We start from the raw sequence: 14138 nt of genomic DNA on the forward strand, positions 1-14138 counted from the left end.
CATGCGTATCCTCGTGGTCAACGTCAACACTACCGAATCCATCACTGAAACCATTGCCCAGCAGGCGCGGGCCGTCGCCTCGCCAGGCACTGAGATTGTCGGGCTCACGCCGTACTTCGGCGCCGAATCAGTGGAAGGCAATTTCGAAAGCTACCTGGCCGCCATCGCGGTGATGGACCGCGTGATGGCCTACGACCAGCCGTTTGATGCGGTGATCCAGGCCGGCTATGGCGAACATGGCCGTGAAGGGTTGCAGGAGTTGTTGAACGTGCCAGTGGTGGACATCACTGAAGCAGCCGCCAGCACAGCAATGTTCCTGGGACATGCCTATTCAGTAGTCACCACCCTGGATCGCACCGTGCCGTTGATTGAAGACCGCCTGAAACTCGCCGGCCTGTACCAGCGCTGCGCCTCGGTACGCGCCAGTGGCATGGCAGTGCTGGAACTGGAAGAAGACCCGCTGGCGGCGATGGAAGCCATCGTGCGTCAGGCGGAACGGGCCATTCACGACGACAAGGCCGAGGTGATCTGCCTGGGCTGCGGCGGCATGGCCGGGCTGGATGAACAGATTCGCCAGCGCACCGGCGTGCCGGTGGTGGATGGGGTGACGGCCGCGGTGACCATTGCCGAATCGCTGGTGCGGTTGGGGTTGTCGACGTCGAAGATCAGGACTTACGCCACGCCGAGGCCGAAGAAAGTCATTAGCTGGCCGGGTCAGTTCGGCCGGTAGACCGCGTCGCCTGCATCGCGGGCAAGCCCGGCTCCCACAGGGGAATGCGATTAAAAGTGGGAGCCGGGCTTGCCCGCGATGCAGGCGACGCGGTAGGCCGCCGGGATCAAATGGCGCTGAACCGTCGCCCCAGTTGCTGCTCGGCAAACTGCTCAATGATGAAATCCACAAACACCCGGGTCTTGCCGGGCAGCAGTTTGTGCTCGGCGTAGTACAGGGAGATGTTGCCGTCGTCGACGTACCAGTCGGGCAACACCCGCACCACCGCACCGCTGTCCAGAAACGGCACGGCCATCGGCATGCTCACCAGCGCAATGCCCAGGCCTTGAGCGCTGGCGCAGCAGGCGGCTTCGGAGTCGCTCATGGTCATGCGCGGTTTGAGTACCAGCGGGCGTTGTTCACGGTCCGGGCCGGTGAGTTGCCAGGTACGCACGCGGCCGGTTTGCGGCGAGCGGATCAGGATGCCCAGGCACCGCGATAAATCTTCGGGCGCGTGCACCGGCAGGCGTTGCGCCAGGTAATCCGGGGAGGCCACCAGCACTCGATGCGCGGGGCTCAGCTTGCGCGCCACCACGCCCTGGGGCAGTTCAAAACCACCGCCGATGGCAGCGTCGAAGCCTTGACCGATCAGGTCGACCTGACGGTTATCGAAATGCCAATCCGGGCTTATATCCGGAAAGCGCCGCATAAACTCCGCCAGCAGCGGCACCACATAACGATTGCCGAACACCGTGCCCATGCTGACTTTAAGCGTGCCCACCGGCCGCCCTTCGGCGCTGGCCAGGTTGGCCACGGCGTTCTGGATGGTGGTGAGGCTGCCACTGACCTCTTCGAGGAACAACTTGCCGGCCTCGGTCAGGGTCAGGCGTCGGGTGCTGCGCTGGAACAGCCGCACACCCAGGCGTGCCTCCAGCTTGGCGACGCTTTTACCCACCGCCGCCGGCGTCAGGCTCAAGTGCCTGGCGGCCTCGGCAAAGCTGCCGCCTTCGGCGCTGCGTACAAAACATTCGATACTGCCAAAGCTTTCCATATCGCCCCATTACAAACTTTTGGTTTACACAGACTATAGCAATCACGGTCTACCGGGTCGGCGGGACGAGGTCGATACTCACCCCATCAACTACTTGGAGATCGACATGACTGCACACAACCTCACTGGCAAAGTCGCCTTGATTCAAGGCGGTTCCCGCGGCATCGGTGCCGCCATCGTCAAACGCCTGGCCGCGCAGGGCGCAGCCGTCGCCTTTACCTACGTCAGCTCGGCCGCAAAAGCCGAAGCGTTGCAAAACAGCGTGATCAGCGCAGGCGGCCAAGCCCTGGCGATACAGGCCGACAGCGCCGATGCCACAGCGATTCGCGCTGCCGTCAACGCCACCGTCGACGCCTTCGGGCGCCTGGATATCCTGGTCAACAACGCCGGGGTGCTGGCCATCGCGCCGCTGGAAGACTTCAAGCTGGAAGACTTCGACCAGACCCTGGCGATCAATGTGCGCAGCGTGTTCATTGCCACGCAGGAAGCGGCCAAACATATGAGCGAAGGCGGCCGCGTGATCAACATCGGCAGCACCAATGCCGAGCGCATGCCGTTCGGCGGCGGCGGGCCGTACGCGATGAGCAAGGCGGCGCTGGTGGGGCTGACCAAGGGCTTGGCACGAGACCTGGGGCCGCGTGGCATCACGATTAACAACGTGCAGCCTGGGCCGGTGGACACCGATATGAACCCGGCGAGCGGCGAGTTTGCCGAAACATTGATCGGGTTGATGGCAGTGGGACGTTATGGCCACGTGGAGGAGATTGCCAGTTTCGTGGCGTATCTGGCGGGGCCGGAAGCCGGGTATATCACGGGTGCCAGCTTGACCATCGATGGTGGCTTCAGCGCCTGAGGGTTCTGGAGAACAGCAAAACCCAATGTGGCAGCTGGCTTGCCTGCGATGGCGTCCTCAAGGTCGCTATCGCAGGCAAGTCAGCTCCCACATTTTTTTGGCCTGTGCTGAGTCAGCGCATGGGAGGGAGGCCGTAGGCGGCCAGGTCAAAGTCTGCGAGTTTGCGGATGATCTGGTCGGCATGCGCGTACTTGCTGTCGGCCATGGCTTCATCCGGCACGGCGATCGCAGTCATGTTGGCAGCTTTTGCGGCCGTCACGCCGAACGGTGAATCTTCGAACACCAGGCAATCTTCTGGCGCTACGCCCAAGCGGCGTGCAGCGGTGAGGAAGATATCCGGTGACGGTTTGGCGGCGCCGACTTCCGGGTCGTCAGCGGTGACGATGGTGCCGAACAGGCCAAACCATTCGCGGTGCAGCGTGGTTTTGTGGCCAAACGAATGACGCGACGAGCTGGTGCCCACCGCAATCGGGATGTTATGCGCGTTCAAGTGCCGCACCAGCGCTTCGGCGCCGGGCATGCCCAAGGCCTTGGGGAAACGCTCGCTCATCAGCGGTTCGCGTATTTCCAGAAACTCAGCCGGCGTGATCGGCAAGTCCAACGCTTTCACCACATAGTCCGCCAAGTCCTGGGCACCTCGGCCGATGATGTGCTGCTTGATCCCCCAGTCATAGGTGCGACCGTAACGTTCGGCGATGATCTGCGTCACTTCGGTGTAGATGCCTTCAGTGTCCAGCAACAACCCGTCCATATCGAAAATCACGGCCTTGATTGGACCGACTGCAATACGCGGTGCATTCATCACAACAGAACCTTGGGGGAAGGACTAAAAGGATTCAGCACAATAACGGTCATGGTTGCCTGCAAGCAACCGTTGCGATGGCCAATCCGCCCTTCACCTCCTGCCTTACTGAACACACCGAAAAAACTGCCGAGCTTATCGACTACCCGCAAGAACAACTCAGTTAAGGAACAACACTGTCATTATGCTGAGGTGTTGCTTGTTCTGTCTGTGACTCACTTTTAAAAGCGAACCCGACATGCTCTATCGCGTAGCCGCCGACAGCCTGGTGCTGTTTCACCTGTGTTTCATCCTGTTCGTGTTGTTCGGCGGGCTGCTGGCGCTCAAGTGGCGGCCAGTCATGTGGCTGCACTTGCCCGCTGCCGCCTGGGGCGTGGCCGTGGAAGTGTTCCACCTGCCCTGCCCGCTCACCCGCTGGGAAAACCTGTTTCGCCACCTCGCCGGGCAGGACGGTTATGGCGGCGGGTTTATCGAGCATTACCTCCTCACGCTGATCTACCCGGCCGGGCTGACTCCGAACATTCAACTGGTGCTTGGCGCGCTGGTGTTGCTGATCAATATCGCGGTGTATGTGCGCCTGATCAGGCAGGCTTAGGCAGGCAGCCCAGGTCAGCCAGGGTGGCTTCGACCGCTTGATCCAGCGGCGTGTGTGGCTCACAGCCCAAGGTATCGACCAAACGCTGGTTATCCATCCGCAGCGGGGTTTGCCACAGGTAGCGCATCTCCAGCATCTCGCGAACCGTGACCACGAAGGGCGCGATCACTCGCATCAACCACCAGGGGAAGCGGCCTGCGCGGGGTTGATGACCGGTCCTGCGCAAGACTGCCCGCTGGATCGCCTGAGTCATCTGCGTGCCATCCACATCCTCATGCCCCGCCATATGAAAGCGCGCGAACGCCTCGAGCGTTTCGCGGCGTTCAATCAGCGCGAGCATGGTGCGCGCCACATCCGGCAAGTACGCCCATTGGTGCGCCACACCTGGCGCGCCCGGGTAGCTGACGGCATGCACCGGTTTGCCGGGTTTGACCAGGCCTTGGGCAAACCAGTTGTTGGCGACACGGGCGCCAAAGAAATCCCCAGCCCGTACGATCAACACGCGAGCGCCCTGGCGGGACGCCTGTTCCAAACGCTGCTCCAATTGCACCCGGATCGCGCCCTTGCGGGTTTGCGGGTGCTGAGGCGACTCTTCGTGCAACACGGGAAACGCATCCGGCCCGAAGTTATAGACCGTGCCGGGCAGCACGATGGTCGCGCCCTCGGCGATGGCCGCCGCAACCGTGTTGTCGATCATCGGCATCACTAATTCAGCCCAATTGCGATAGCCCGGCGGGTTGACCGCATGCACGATCACCGCACAGCCACGCGCCGCGGCAAGCACGTCTTGACGATTGAGCGCGTCGCCCTTGATCCAGGAAAAAGTCGAGTTCTCACGCCGGGCCTTGTCCACATCCCGGGTCAACGCACACACTTCCCAACCCGCCGCGCGCATCTGCCGCGCCACTTCACCGCCAATCCCGCCCGTTGCACCCAGTACCAGAACTTTGCTCATGACCTGCTCCCATGTTGTCGGTGAGGTCATTTTGTGTGCAGCGTCGCTATAGATAAATTGCCGAAGAGCATCCAGCCGCTATACATTTATGCATGGCTACACATATTGGTTGGGAGCTTTACCGATCGTTCCTTGGTGTACTCAAGGAAGGCTCGTTGTCGGGGGCCGCACGGCAGCTTGGCATTACACAGCCCACGGTCGGCCGGCACATTGCCGCGCTTGAAGCGGCGCTGGGCGTGGTGCTTTTTACCCGTTCACCCACGGGGCTGTTGCCAACTGCCGTGGCGCACACCTTGCGCGCCCATGCTGAAACCATGGAGCGCACCGCCGCCGCCCTGGAACGCGCGGCGTCTTCTCAAGGCGATGAAGTGCGCGGGGTGGTGCGGGTCTCGGCCAGTGAAGTGATCGGCGTGGAAGTGCTGCCGCCGATCATCACCGCGCTGCGCCGCCAGCACCCGCACCTGCGGGTTGAACTGATCCTGACCAACCGCCTGATCGACCTGCTGCAACTGGAGGCCGACATCGCTGTGCGCATGGTCCGCCCCAGCCAGGAGCAACTGCTGGCGCGGCGTGTCGGCTTGATTGAAGTCGGCCTGCACGCCCGCGACGATTACCTGCAAGAACGCGGCATGCCTGTGCAAATGCAGGATCTGGTCGGTCATTCAGTGATTGGCTTCGATCAGGAGAACGCGTTTATCCGCAGCCTGGCCATCAAGGGCTTTGAACGCAGCGCCTTCGCCATCAGCAGCGACAGTGACCTGGCGCAATTGGCGCTGATCCGCGCCGGCGCCGGCATCGGCGGGTGCCAGGTGCAATTGGCCAAACAGAACCCGCGCCTGCAACGGGTATTGCCGCAGGCGTTCGCGTTCAAGATGGACACCTGGGTGACCATGCACGAAGACCTGCGCAACAGCCCGCGCTGCCGCGTGACCTTTGATGCGTTAGTGGCGGGTTTGCAGCGTTACGTACAGGCTTGAGACAGCTTGGTTGGTAAAGAATCAGTCTCCCTCATTCCGTTCGTAGACGCCCCCATGTCCGAAGCCTTCGAAGTCCCCAGCCCCCACGAAAAACACATCGAACACACCACCGAACATGCGCACGGGCGCGGTGACAATTTTGCCAGCCGCATCGCCGTGATGACCGCGCTGATGGCCACCCTCGGCGCCATGCTCAGCTACCAGGCCGGCTCCACCGAAAGCGAAGCGGCGATGGACAAGAACAACGCCGCCATCATCAAGACCGAAGCCGCCAACCAGTGGAACTACTACCAGGCCAAATCCAGCCGGCAGAACCTGGCCGAACTGGCCACGCATATTCCCGGCGTGGACGCTGCGCATTACAAGGATGAGATCGAGCGTTACAAGAGCCAGAAGGAAGACGTGCGCAAACAGGCCGAAAAGCTTGAGGCGACCTCCAAGGAATGGGATCAGAAATCCGAAGAGGCGCTGCACCAGCATCACCGTTGGGCGCAGGCGATGACGGCGATTCAGATCGCGATTTCGTTGGCGGCGATTACGTTGCTGACGCGCAAGGAGTGGCTCAAACGCATGTCCTACACCGCTGGCGGTGTGGCCGTAGTACTGGGCGCCTTGGCGTGGCTACACCTCTGACAGACTGAACACAGTCAAAAATGTGGGAGCGGGCTTGCCCGCGACGTCGGTGGGTCAAGCAGCATTAATGTTTGCTGTGCCACCGCTATCGCAGGCAAGCCAGCTCCCACCTTTAATCTCCAGTGTTTTCGGAGTTGGGTTCGGCCATCACATCGCTATATAGTAAAACGCATAACGCCTGATGCTGTTCAACGCGAGGGGAAACCGGTGACTGCACAACCCCAGGAAGCCGTGGGCGCCGCCTACAGTATCGACGCCATGCGCTACGCCCAGGCCATGACCTGGCAAGCCATCGACCAACTCGCCCAACGCATTCGCCCCGGCATGCTCGAATCCCAAGCGCGTGAGCTGGGCAAACAGGTACTCGCCGAGCTCGACATGCAGCGCATCTGGCATCCGCTGCTGGTGCGCTTTGGCGCCAATACCCTCAAGGCTTTCAACCAACGCTCGGACGGCGACCCGGTGCTGGGTGAAAACGATATCTTCTTCATCGACATGGGCGCCGTGTGGCAAGGCCACGAAGGTGACGCCGGCGCCACCTTTACCACCGGCGACGACCCTGAAATGATCGCCTGCGCCAGCGCCGCCAAAGTACTGTTCGAGCGCGTACAATCGCGCTGGAAAAATGACCAGGTCGTAGGCCTTGAGCTGTACCGCTACGCCGAGGAACACGCCAAGGCCATGGGCTGGCAACTGAACCTGGACATCAAGGGCCACCGCGTCAGCGACTTCCCCCACGCGATCCACCGTGGCGGCGACCTGGGGGATTTCGAGCACTGCCCGAACGCCGGGCTGTGGATCCTGGAAATTCAGATTGCCCACCCGAGCAAGCCCTACGGCGCTTTTTACGAAGATCTACTCGCTTAAGGAATACCCATGGAACACTCCACCCAATTCCCCGTGCTGTTGTTTTCCTACGGCACCTTGCAAGACAAGGCCGTGCAACTCGCCAACTTCGGCCGGGAACTGGTCGGCCAGCACGACGCGATGCTCGGCTATTCGCAAAGCTGGGTCGAAATCACCGACCCCGAAGTGCTGGTCACCAGCGGCAAGACCCACCACCCGATTGTCGCGCCGACCGAAGAACAGGCTGCCAGCGTTGAAGGCATGGTCTTTCAGATCAACGAGCAGGAACTGGCGGCAGCCGATGCCTACGAGGTGTCGGACTACAAGCGTGTGTCAGTGGCATTGGCTTCGGGGCTGACAGCGTGGGTTTACGTGCAAGCCTGAAGATGAAATTGCGGGCAATTGATTTCAATCTGCCAGTGCGCAGATTAAAGTGGCGCCCCCTCGAGAATTGAATCTCGAGGGTCAGTCCATGGAGTTATACAGTGAAGTACGTCAGTAAAGTGGTTGCAGCAGCTGTTCTCGGTTTTACCCTCGCAGGCTGCACCGGCACCGCCATCAAATCCCCGCAGTACGACAGCAGCCAATACACCGTTTTGGGCCACAGTGAAGCCAGCGCTACCGGCATCATGTTGTTCGGCGTCATCCCGATTGGCCAGAACAGCCGCTTCGTGCGCGCCCAGACTGCGGCCATCAAGGCCAAAGGCGGCGACGCGCTGATCAACACCCAAGTGCAGGAAAACTGGTTCTGGGCCTGGGTGCTGAGCGGTTACACCACCAAAATCTCCGGTGATGTGATCAAGCTGAAAACCGCGCAATAAGCCGGAAGTTGCCAGGGCGTTGAGCCCGACAAGCGACGTATCATGGGCCAGACCTTCGAGGACGGCCCATGAACCTCAGTATCTTTCACGCACTCGCCGCTGCCGCGCTGTTCGGCGCCAGCACCCCGCTCGCCAAAACCCTCGGCCTGGGCCTCTCGCCCATACTGCTCGCCGGCCTGCTCTACCTCGGCAGCGGCGTCGGCCTCGCAGGCGTGCGCCTCATCCGTGACCGTGGCTGGAAACCCACCGGGCTCACCCCGGCTGAATGGCCGTGGCTGATCGGCGCCATCGCGTTCGGCGGCATCCTCGGGCCGGTGGCACTGATGTTCGGCCTGACCCGCACCGCCGGCACGACCGCCTCGCTGATGCTCAACCTTGAATCGGTGTTGACCGCTGTCATCGCCTGGCGGGTGTTCAGAGAAAATGCCGACCGGCGCATTGTGTTCGGGATGATCGCCATTGTGCTGGGCGGCGTGGTGCTGTCCTGGTCCGACGCCGGCGGCGCCAGCCACGATTGGCTCGGGCCGGTGGCCGTGGCAGTGGCCTGTTTGTGCTGGGGCATCGATAACAACCTGACGCGCAAGGTATCCGCGTCGGACGCGCTGTTTATCGCCGGGGCCAAAGGGTTGATTGCCGGGTTGGTGAACTGCAGCCTGGCGCTGTACCTCGGGGCGCAGATGCCGGGTGTGGCGCAGTTGGGGCCGATCTTGCTGGTGGGGTTTCTGGGGTACGGCATCAGCCTGGTCCTGTTTGTCCTGGCCTTGCGCGGGTTGGGCAGTGCGCGCACCGGAGCGTACTTCTCGACGGCGCCGTTCCTTGGGGCGGCGGTGGCCCTGCTGGCATTCGGGGAGTCGATGACGGTGGCGTTCTGGATTGCGTCGGCGCTGATGGCCGTGGGCGTGTGGTTGCACCTGACAGAGCGGCATGCGCATGAACATCTGCATGACGCGACGGAACACGGGCATCGGCACGTACATGATGAACATCATCAACATGAGCATGGGGTCGAGTGGGACCCGACGCAGCCGCATAGTCACGTGCATGTTCACAGCGTGATGAAGCATAGCCATGCGCACTTTCCGGATGTGCATCATCGGCATCGGCATTGAGGCACTGACGGCAAAGCGACCGGGCATTGTGGGAAAGGGCGAGGTAGAGTCGCCCTTCTTTTCAAGGCCAATCGTCAATAAAAAAACAGCTGATGATGAGACCGAAGAGGGAGAGACAGGTCACGAAAGTTGGTATGACCATCCAGTACTTTAGGTGCCGAGGTATTTTTTCAACATCCTCAACAAGTACCATGCCTCTCCACTGAATGACTTTTGGGATAAGAATGACGGTAGCCATGGCGTATACGCGTTGAGGCCTTCCCTGAAAGGGCGCATTACGAAAAGTGTGCCTGCATCCGACTATGTAGCTGCTGTATTGCAGATAGCGCTCCGCAGCATCGAGTTTTTTGAACATGGCAGAAAACATGATTGGGAAGCTTAGTAGCAAGAGGGCGCATGAGCCTAATACAAAATATTCCAGATACATTCAATTCTCCACGGACTTATAGAGAAATTTACCTACGAACTCTCCAGCGCTGCTTCCGAGCTTACCTGAGGCGAGGCCGCCCGCAGCACCGCCGACGATGGCGCACGCCAAAGCTCCGGCGCCCGCTGTAGGTATGCCAAAAACGATGGCGCAAGCACTGGTACCGACAAGAGTACCAAGTGTCCCGCCTATGGATGCGCCGCCCACTCCCATCACCAACTTGCCTGCTTCAACATATTTCGCCTGCGTACACTCTTGCTCACGGCCCGTGGAACACGCCTCCGATATCTCCAGCGCCGTGGCCCCAACATCCAGTGCTATACCAATATAAGTCCCCGCCTTTAACATCTGCGAAGCCTTGGCTAGACGCTTGACCCTCTCCTCATACCCACTGATTTCTCCATGGTGCCAGTAGCTTTTACTGGAAATCCCGAGCATTTTTTTAATCGAACCTTCGTTTCTCAAGCCCGTACCCAAACGCGCCATCCCCGAAATTTGAGTATCCAACCTTGCAAACAGCGCCCTACGCTTAACCAGAAACTCTTCCCTTGCCCCCGTGGTGCCCTTTCTCAAGTACTGCTTATGCAAATCCTCGATTTCCATAAGGGTCTTCTCGACCTGCGCTAGATGCTTACTCCAGGCACTGCTGGCACTGCCGATGCCAACAGACGAATAGGACAATATGGACTGCAATTGATCATGGTTTTTGATCAGAAATTGGTCAGTTGCGGAGTATGCCAACAGGGCGAGCTTTGTATTCTGCGCCGAGCGCATCAGCTGTGCCTCTGCAGCGGTGCAATCGGCAGTTCGGCTATCGCCAATGATCACCAACTGCCCAGGCAACACCAGCGTGTTGCGGATGTGCTGGTTCAGGGCGTCGAATTTGGTGTGAGTATGCGGATCAAGCGCCAAGCTCATTTTGAGCAAGGGATAAGGCTGCGGTCGTTCGTTGATAAATGCGTACGGTCCCTGCATGCGTGCACTTCCAAGTGACTGAGGCGCACGACTATAAGAAGGCGCTACTGCCGAGGTAAGACGCGTATAGGGGTGGTTTTGATGTTTCAGAAACAGGCCACTTCAATCGAGGCCAATTCCTACGATTGCAGGTTCTGGCTGATCACCTGCCCCAATCATTCAAGGGAGTTGCGTGGATCTGATCGAGATAGATTACCTAGGCAACGTCCTACAGCCCATTGGGAAGCGTCGACCTACCGCTTCAAAATCGCCAAGCCTATAGTCGCTCGGTCGCCCACATGGCGATCGGGTTTGGCGACTCGACGATAAATCGAAAGAAACGTCCACGTGTATTTGCGGGATGCTTCTGCGCCCAATAAGCTGCTCAACGGTAGCTGTGCGCGGGAGACCTTCGGGTCTGCCGGTTTTTCCGATTGTCCCGGTTCGCCAACCTGCGTACAGCTGCCACCCTTTTGTTTGGCGACAAATGTGTGGCTGCTATTCTCTGACAACCGGAGTTTCACACATGAACCAATACACTGCCCTCACCAGCAACGACAGCGCCACCCCTGCCCTTTTTATCGATACCACCGTGCCGTTGGAAATCCTCCTCGACGCCGCAAGTTGTCGGCTTCGGGCTGTCACCCAAGTTCTTGAGAACCTTGCCCTACGTAGTGAAATAAGTAGTGATGCAGTTGTGCTCAGCGATTTTGCGTTGCTTTGCTCAATTCCGCTGCGCGATGGGTGCGATTTGCTGGATGTCATCGCGCGGCGGATGGATATGCCACGCGCATGATCTAAGAACGCTACGCTTTCAAACTTCCCCCTAGGTCTCTGCCGAAACCTGGGGGGTTTGTTTTCTCGTATTTGACGCCACGTCCCTCGCTTTAGAATTTAAGGGCACGCCTATACACTGAGCTGCAATGGCACCTGCCGGATCCCTCTCGATTCAGACCTGACTCATACAACAAGACCCTATAAAAATGAAAATAGTGTTCATCGCTACGCTGGGAATGTTATCGCTGATTCAACCATCACTGTCCTTCGCGGATAACGCCAATGGGAAAAACCTCTTCTTACAGCGATGTGCCATGTGCCACGGCGCTGATCTCAAGGGAACAGGGCCATTAGCGCATAGGAGCAATCCGCCTACGCCTGATTTGACAACGCCTGCTTTCAAGAAACGACTGAGTGATTATCCGGGCGTTATTGTATCGTCGGTAATACTTCGGCCGAATGGAGAGTTGATTCCGAGAACGTTGCGAGAGAATGGTGTGAAGGTGCCGCCACATGCATGGACGGTTAATGATTTTCGTGATTTGAATCAATATATGAGTGGCGCTATTTTAAAAAAATGATGCTTTTTAAACAGTAATCCAAGTATCAATTACTTTGTCATTTACCAAGTAAATGTGGATAACCCTCGCAAAACAAGCTCTCTCACCGAGCGAGCGTGTGAGGGCCTGTATTAAATAAGTGGCGTTATTCGAATTCAGCGTTCAGCCACTACAAAGTTCTTTTATCGCCTTGCTGATAACGGCCTGCCGTTTACAAATCGAAGGGCGGCGCATGGCCAAGGTCTAATGCCGTCAATTGCGGTTTGTCAGAAGCTTCCTAACTTCGATCTATCTCAAGCGCCAGCGCCCAGCGTTTAAAGGGTGCTATGCCCGCCAAACCCAGCACATCAAAAAACACCCATTTGCGGGTCCGTACCGAAAAAGCCTGAACGGCTTGCCCCGGGGTAAGGCTCTGAGCATTGCTGATCGATATGAGCGCACCAGACAAGCTTCCTACATAAGGCGAATTGCGGGGTCAAGCAGACCGACTTGCAACGTCCCGCAAGTGTCCGGAAGGACCAGAGATAATGTTTCACCCGTTTCCAGGCGCCCTACGACCTTACCGTCAAACAAGATTGCCAGCGCAATAGCTTGACCATAAGCGCTATCAAACAGGCCTTTCTTGCGATGAATTGTGATATCCATGCGCTGTCCTGAGAGTGCTCGATGCACAAAGTGTAGTTGTAGGTTTACGACGCACCGGGGGCAAGGGCACTGAGGACTGAACGCCGCTGATTTGTGATAGCTGAATAGCCGCTTGGGTGGGATCCGTCACACATAGACAAAGTCGTCAGCGGCAGATGGATCGACCCTGCCAATTCAGTTATTGGCTGTACTTATGTACCCACCTAGCACACCCGTCCCATGGGCTATTTTGCGGACGCCAGAAACCACAAATCCCCGACTTTCTCTAGGAAAATCAGGGGTTTGTGTTTACTTAATGTGGCGGTGAAGGAGAGATTCGAAACTACCCGCAAAGTAACTTTCATAATGCAAGTGCCCGGTTTACGGGGGCTGCAGAGGTGCTGGCTCCCCAAAAATTCGTCATTTCCAGTCCCATGGTAGTCCCATGGGTTTTGCACCAAGTTAGTGCGTCAGGGTCGAATGGAAGCAAAAGGTGGCGTAACACCGGATTTATGTTGAGGCGTGGGAAAAAGGTAATATTGGTAATACGCCTCAATAAATTCAATAAAACCCTTTAAATTCAATAGCTTGATAGACATTCAGAAAGGTAATAATTTGGTAATTTATAGGTTAGGTCATTACCTTTTCACCTAGTAATACCCGTCACTCCCTAACCCCAGTAAAATCGGGGTCTTGGGTGAATATTACCTTTGCCATTACCAAATATTACCCCTCAAGGTAATACGCCAAACCTACGGAATACGGGGGCTACGGCAGCATTCGTACCTCATCTAACCAAAATCACCTTTTTCCCAGCCTGGTTCCAAAATAGCCGGCAATAGACAAGACCTGGTGCTGGGATCTAGTCTGTTAATTCATGACAAGGAGTCTCACATGCCCCATGAATATTCGCTCTCAGATGTGCTTGAGAGGATGTATGAAAAATCAGTTGGCCCTTGAGGCCGCAGTAATGGAAATCACCCTCCGCCTCGAGGAATATGGCTCAGCAGAAGTGGGCAATAACGTCAGAAGTGCGCTGGAAACGATCGGCGAGAATGCCGGCCACATCAAGCAAGGTTTGGCCCGCCTCAAAGGGTCTGGCGCGGCTTAGCAAAGAAAGCCATCGAGTGAAACGCCCCTATTACAGTGGAGACCTTATTTTCCCTGGCCTGGGACAGATTTGACATCAGATCCACGATAGAGAGTATCGTCGGCAAAATGATGTCTCTCGATTCGAAAAACAGCTGCGTTCCTACTTTTTGATCAATAAACCTTGGGAATCCCCATCCCTCGCCCGCCAGCGTCTCTGCTATCCGTTTTGAAACCTGGCTGCACTCCTTCGCAAAACTTTGCACTTTGTGAAATGGACATTCGCCCTACGGCCCCCCAGCGGGCCTGGGCTGCGCCGCTGATTGCACCAGCCTAACCTTTGCACAAAAAACCGA

The 14138-nt window shown here is 58.0% G+C and carries 16 protein-coding genes and 1 pseudogene; 12 read left to right on the forward strand and 5 right to left on the reverse strand.

Annotated elements, in window-relative coordinates:
- Position 1 precedes the first annotated feature (1 nt).
- On the forward strand, positions 2–730 hold the full coding sequence (locus FPT15_RS05675; protein ID WP_145159171.1) for an aspartate/glutamate racemase family protein: 729 nt from the start codon (positions 2–4) through the stop codon (positions 728–730).
- 106 nt (positions 731–836) lie between these two features.
- Here FPT15_RS05675 and FPT15_RS05680 read toward each other — a convergent pair whose 3' ends face one another.
- Positions 837–1760 (reverse strand): LysR family transcriptional regulator, encoded by a 924-nt coding sequence (locus FPT15_RS05680; protein ID WP_145159173.1) that lies wholly within the window; start codon positions 1758–1760, stop codon positions 837–839.
- Between the two features lie 106 nt (positions 1761–1866).
- Here FPT15_RS05680 and FPT15_RS05685 point away from each other — a divergent pair, with 106 nt between their 5' ends.
- Positions 1867–2613, forward strand: coding sequence for a 3-oxoacyl-ACP reductase family protein (locus FPT15_RS05685; protein WP_145159175.1), 747 nt, complete (start codon positions 1867–1869; stop codon positions 2611–2613).
- Positions 2614–2725: 112 nt separating this feature from the next.
- Here the strand turns inward: FPT15_RS05685 and FPT15_RS05690 are convergent, their stop codons facing one another.
- On the reverse strand, positions 2726–3415 hold the full coding sequence (locus FPT15_RS05690; RefSeq protein ID WP_145159177.1) for an HAD-IA family hydrolase: 690 nt from the start codon (positions 3413–3415) through the stop codon (positions 2726–2728).
- 238 nt (positions 3416–3653) lie between these two features.
- Here FPT15_RS05690 and FPT15_RS05695 point away from each other — a divergent pair, with 238 nt between their 5' ends.
- Positions 3654–4010, forward strand: a complete 357-nt coding sequence (locus FPT15_RS05695; RefSeq protein ID WP_145159179.1) for a DUF2784 domain-containing protein — start codon at positions 3654–3656, stop codon at positions 4008–4010.
- Here the strand turns inward: FPT15_RS05695 and FPT15_RS05700 are convergent.
- Positions 3997–4965 (reverse strand): NAD-dependent epimerase/dehydratase family protein, encoded by a 969-nt coding sequence (locus FPT15_RS05700; RefSeq protein ID WP_145159181.1) that lies wholly within the window; start codon positions 4963–4965, stop codon positions 3997–3999. The two genes, FPT15_RS05695 and FPT15_RS05700, sit on opposite strands and share 14 nt — an antisense overlap.
- A 92-nt stretch (positions 4966–5057) precedes the next feature.
- Here FPT15_RS05700 and FPT15_RS05705 point away from each other — a divergent pair, with 92 nt between their 5' ends.
- The 6 genes from FPT15_RS05705 (at position 5058) to FPT15_RS05730 (ending at position 9351) form a co-directional block, all read left to right on the forward strand.
- Positions 5058–5942, forward strand: coding sequence for a LysR family transcriptional regulator (locus FPT15_RS05705; RefSeq protein WP_145159183.1), 885 nt, complete (start codon positions 5058–5060; stop codon positions 5940–5942).
- A 54-nt stretch (positions 5943–5996) separates the two neighbouring features.
- Positions 5997–6575: a DUF4337 domain-containing protein gene (locus tag FPT15_RS05710; protein WP_145159185.1), complete on the forward strand. Its 579-nt coding sequence runs from the start codon at positions 5997–5999 to the stop codon at positions 6573–6575.
- 207 nt (positions 6576–6782) lie between these two features.
- Complete coding sequence (locus FPT15_RS05715; RefSeq protein WP_145159187.1) at positions 6783–7442, forward strand: M24 family metallopeptidase; 660 nt, start codon at positions 6783–6785, stop codon at positions 7440–7442.
- 9 nt (positions 7443–7451) lie between these two features.
- Entirely contained in the window at positions 7452–7805 is a 354-nt protein-coding gene (locus FPT15_RS05720; protein ID WP_145159189.1) for a gamma-glutamylcyclotransferase family protein, read from the forward strand.
- Positions 7806–7906: 101 nt separating this feature from the next.
- A complete protein-coding gene (locus FPT15_RS05725) occupies positions 7907–8242 on the forward strand; it encodes a hypothetical protein (protein WP_106576263.1) in 336 nt (111 codons plus the stop codon).
- Positions 8243–8310: 68 nt separating this feature from the next.
- A complete protein-coding gene (locus FPT15_RS05730) occupies positions 8311–9351 on the forward strand; it encodes a DMT family transporter (protein ID WP_145159191.1) in 1041 nt (346 codons plus the stop codon).
- A gap of 427 nt (positions 9352–9778) precedes the next feature.
- Here the strand turns inward: FPT15_RS05730 and FPT15_RS05740 are convergent, their stop codons facing one another.
- The gene (locus FPT15_RS05740) at positions 9779–10753 is read right to left on the reverse strand and encodes a hypothetical protein (RefSeq protein ID WP_145159196.1); all 975 of its coding nucleotides are present in this window, start codon (positions 10751–10753) and stop codon (positions 9779–9781) included.
- 505 nt (positions 10754–11258) lie between these two features.
- Between FPT15_RS05740 and FPT15_RS05745 the strand changes: the two genes are divergently transcribed.
- Positions 11259–11528 carry a short-chain dehydrogenase gene (locus FPT15_RS05745; RefSeq protein ID WP_145159198.1) on the forward strand — a complete coding sequence of 90 codons (270 nt, stop codon included), beginning with the start codon at positions 11259–11261 and terminating at the stop codon, positions 11526–11528.
- A gap of 187 nt (positions 11529–11715) precedes the next feature.
- On the forward strand, positions 11716–12090 hold the full coding sequence (locus FPT15_RS05750) for a cytochrome c (RefSeq protein WP_145159200.1): 375 nt from the start codon (positions 11716–11718) through the stop codon (positions 12088–12090).
- 432 nt (positions 12091–12522) lie between these two features.
- Here FPT15_RS05750 and FPT15_RS05755 read toward each other — a convergent pair whose 3' ends face one another.
- Positions 12523–12714 carry a hypothetical protein gene (locus FPT15_RS05755; protein WP_145159202.1) on the reverse strand — a complete coding sequence of 64 codons (192 nt, stop codon included), beginning with the start codon at positions 12712–12714 and terminating at the stop codon, positions 12523–12525.
- A gap of 873 nt (positions 12715–13587) precedes the next feature.
- Between FPT15_RS05755 and FPT15_RS05760 the strand changes: the two are divergent.
- Positions 13588–13804, forward strand: a pseudogene (locus FPT15_RS05760) (hypothetical protein).
- Positions 13805–14138: the final 334 nt, after the last annotated feature.

It is taken from the genome of Pseudomonas sp. RGB, from assembly GCF_007713445.1.
Lineage (GTDB): Bacteria > Pseudomonadota > Gammaproteobacteria > Pseudomonadales > Pseudomonadaceae > Aquipseudomonas.

Excerpts from the sequence above, each read along its gene's own strand:
- FPT15_RS05675 (WP_145159171.1), top strand. The coding sequence starts at position 2 with ATGCGTATCCTCGTGGTCAACGTCAACACTACCGAATCCATCACTGAA.
- FPT15_RS05680 (WP_145159173.1), bottom strand. The coding sequence starts at position 1,760 with ATGGAAAGCTTTGGCAGTATCGAATGTTTTGTACGCAGCGCCGAAGGC.
- FPT15_RS05685 (WP_145159175.1), top strand. The coding sequence starts at position 1,867 with ATGACTGCACACAACCTCACTGGCAAAGTCGCCTTGATTCAAGGCGGT.
- FPT15_RS05690 (WP_145159177.1), bottom strand. The coding sequence starts at position 3,415 with ATGAATGCACCGCGTATTGCAGTCGGTCCAATCAAGGCCGTGATTTTC.
- FPT15_RS05695 (WP_145159179.1), top strand. The coding sequence starts at position 3,654 with ATGCTCTATCGCGTAGCCGCCGACAGCCTGGTGCTGTTTCACCTGTGT.
- FPT15_RS05700 (WP_145159181.1), bottom strand. The coding sequence starts at position 4,965 with ATGAGCAAAGTTCTGGTACTGGGTGCAACGGGCGGGATTGGCGGTGAA.
- FPT15_RS05705 (WP_145159183.1), top strand. The coding sequence starts at position 5,058 with ATGGCTACACATATTGGTTGGGAGCTTTACCGATCGTTCCTTGGTGTA.
- FPT15_RS05710 (WP_145159185.1), top strand. The coding sequence starts at position 5,997 with ATGTCCGAAGCCTTCGAAGTCCCCAGCCCCCACGAAAAACACATCGAA.
- FPT15_RS05720 (WP_145159189.1), top strand. The coding sequence starts at position 7,452 with ATGGAACACTCCACCCAATTCCCCGTGCTGTTGTTTTCCTACGGCACC.
- FPT15_RS05730 (WP_145159191.1), top strand. The coding sequence starts at position 8,311 with ATGAACCTCAGTATCTTTCACGCACTCGCCGCTGCCGCGCTGTTCGGC.
- FPT15_RS05740 (WP_145159196.1), bottom strand. The coding sequence starts at position 10,753 with ATGCAGGGACCGTACGCATTTATCAACGAACGACCGCAGCCTTATCCC.
- FPT15_RS05745 (WP_145159198.1), top strand. The coding sequence starts at position 11,259 with ATGAACCAATACACTGCCCTCACCAGCAACGACAGCGCCACCCCTGCC.
- FPT15_RS05750 (WP_145159200.1), top strand. The coding sequence starts at position 11,716 with ATGAAAATAGTGTTCATCGCTACGCTGGGAATGTTATCGCTGATTCAA.
- FPT15_RS05755 (WP_145159202.1), bottom strand. The coding sequence starts at position 12,714 with ATGGATATCACAATTCATCGCAAGAAAGGCCTGTTTGATAGCGCTTAT.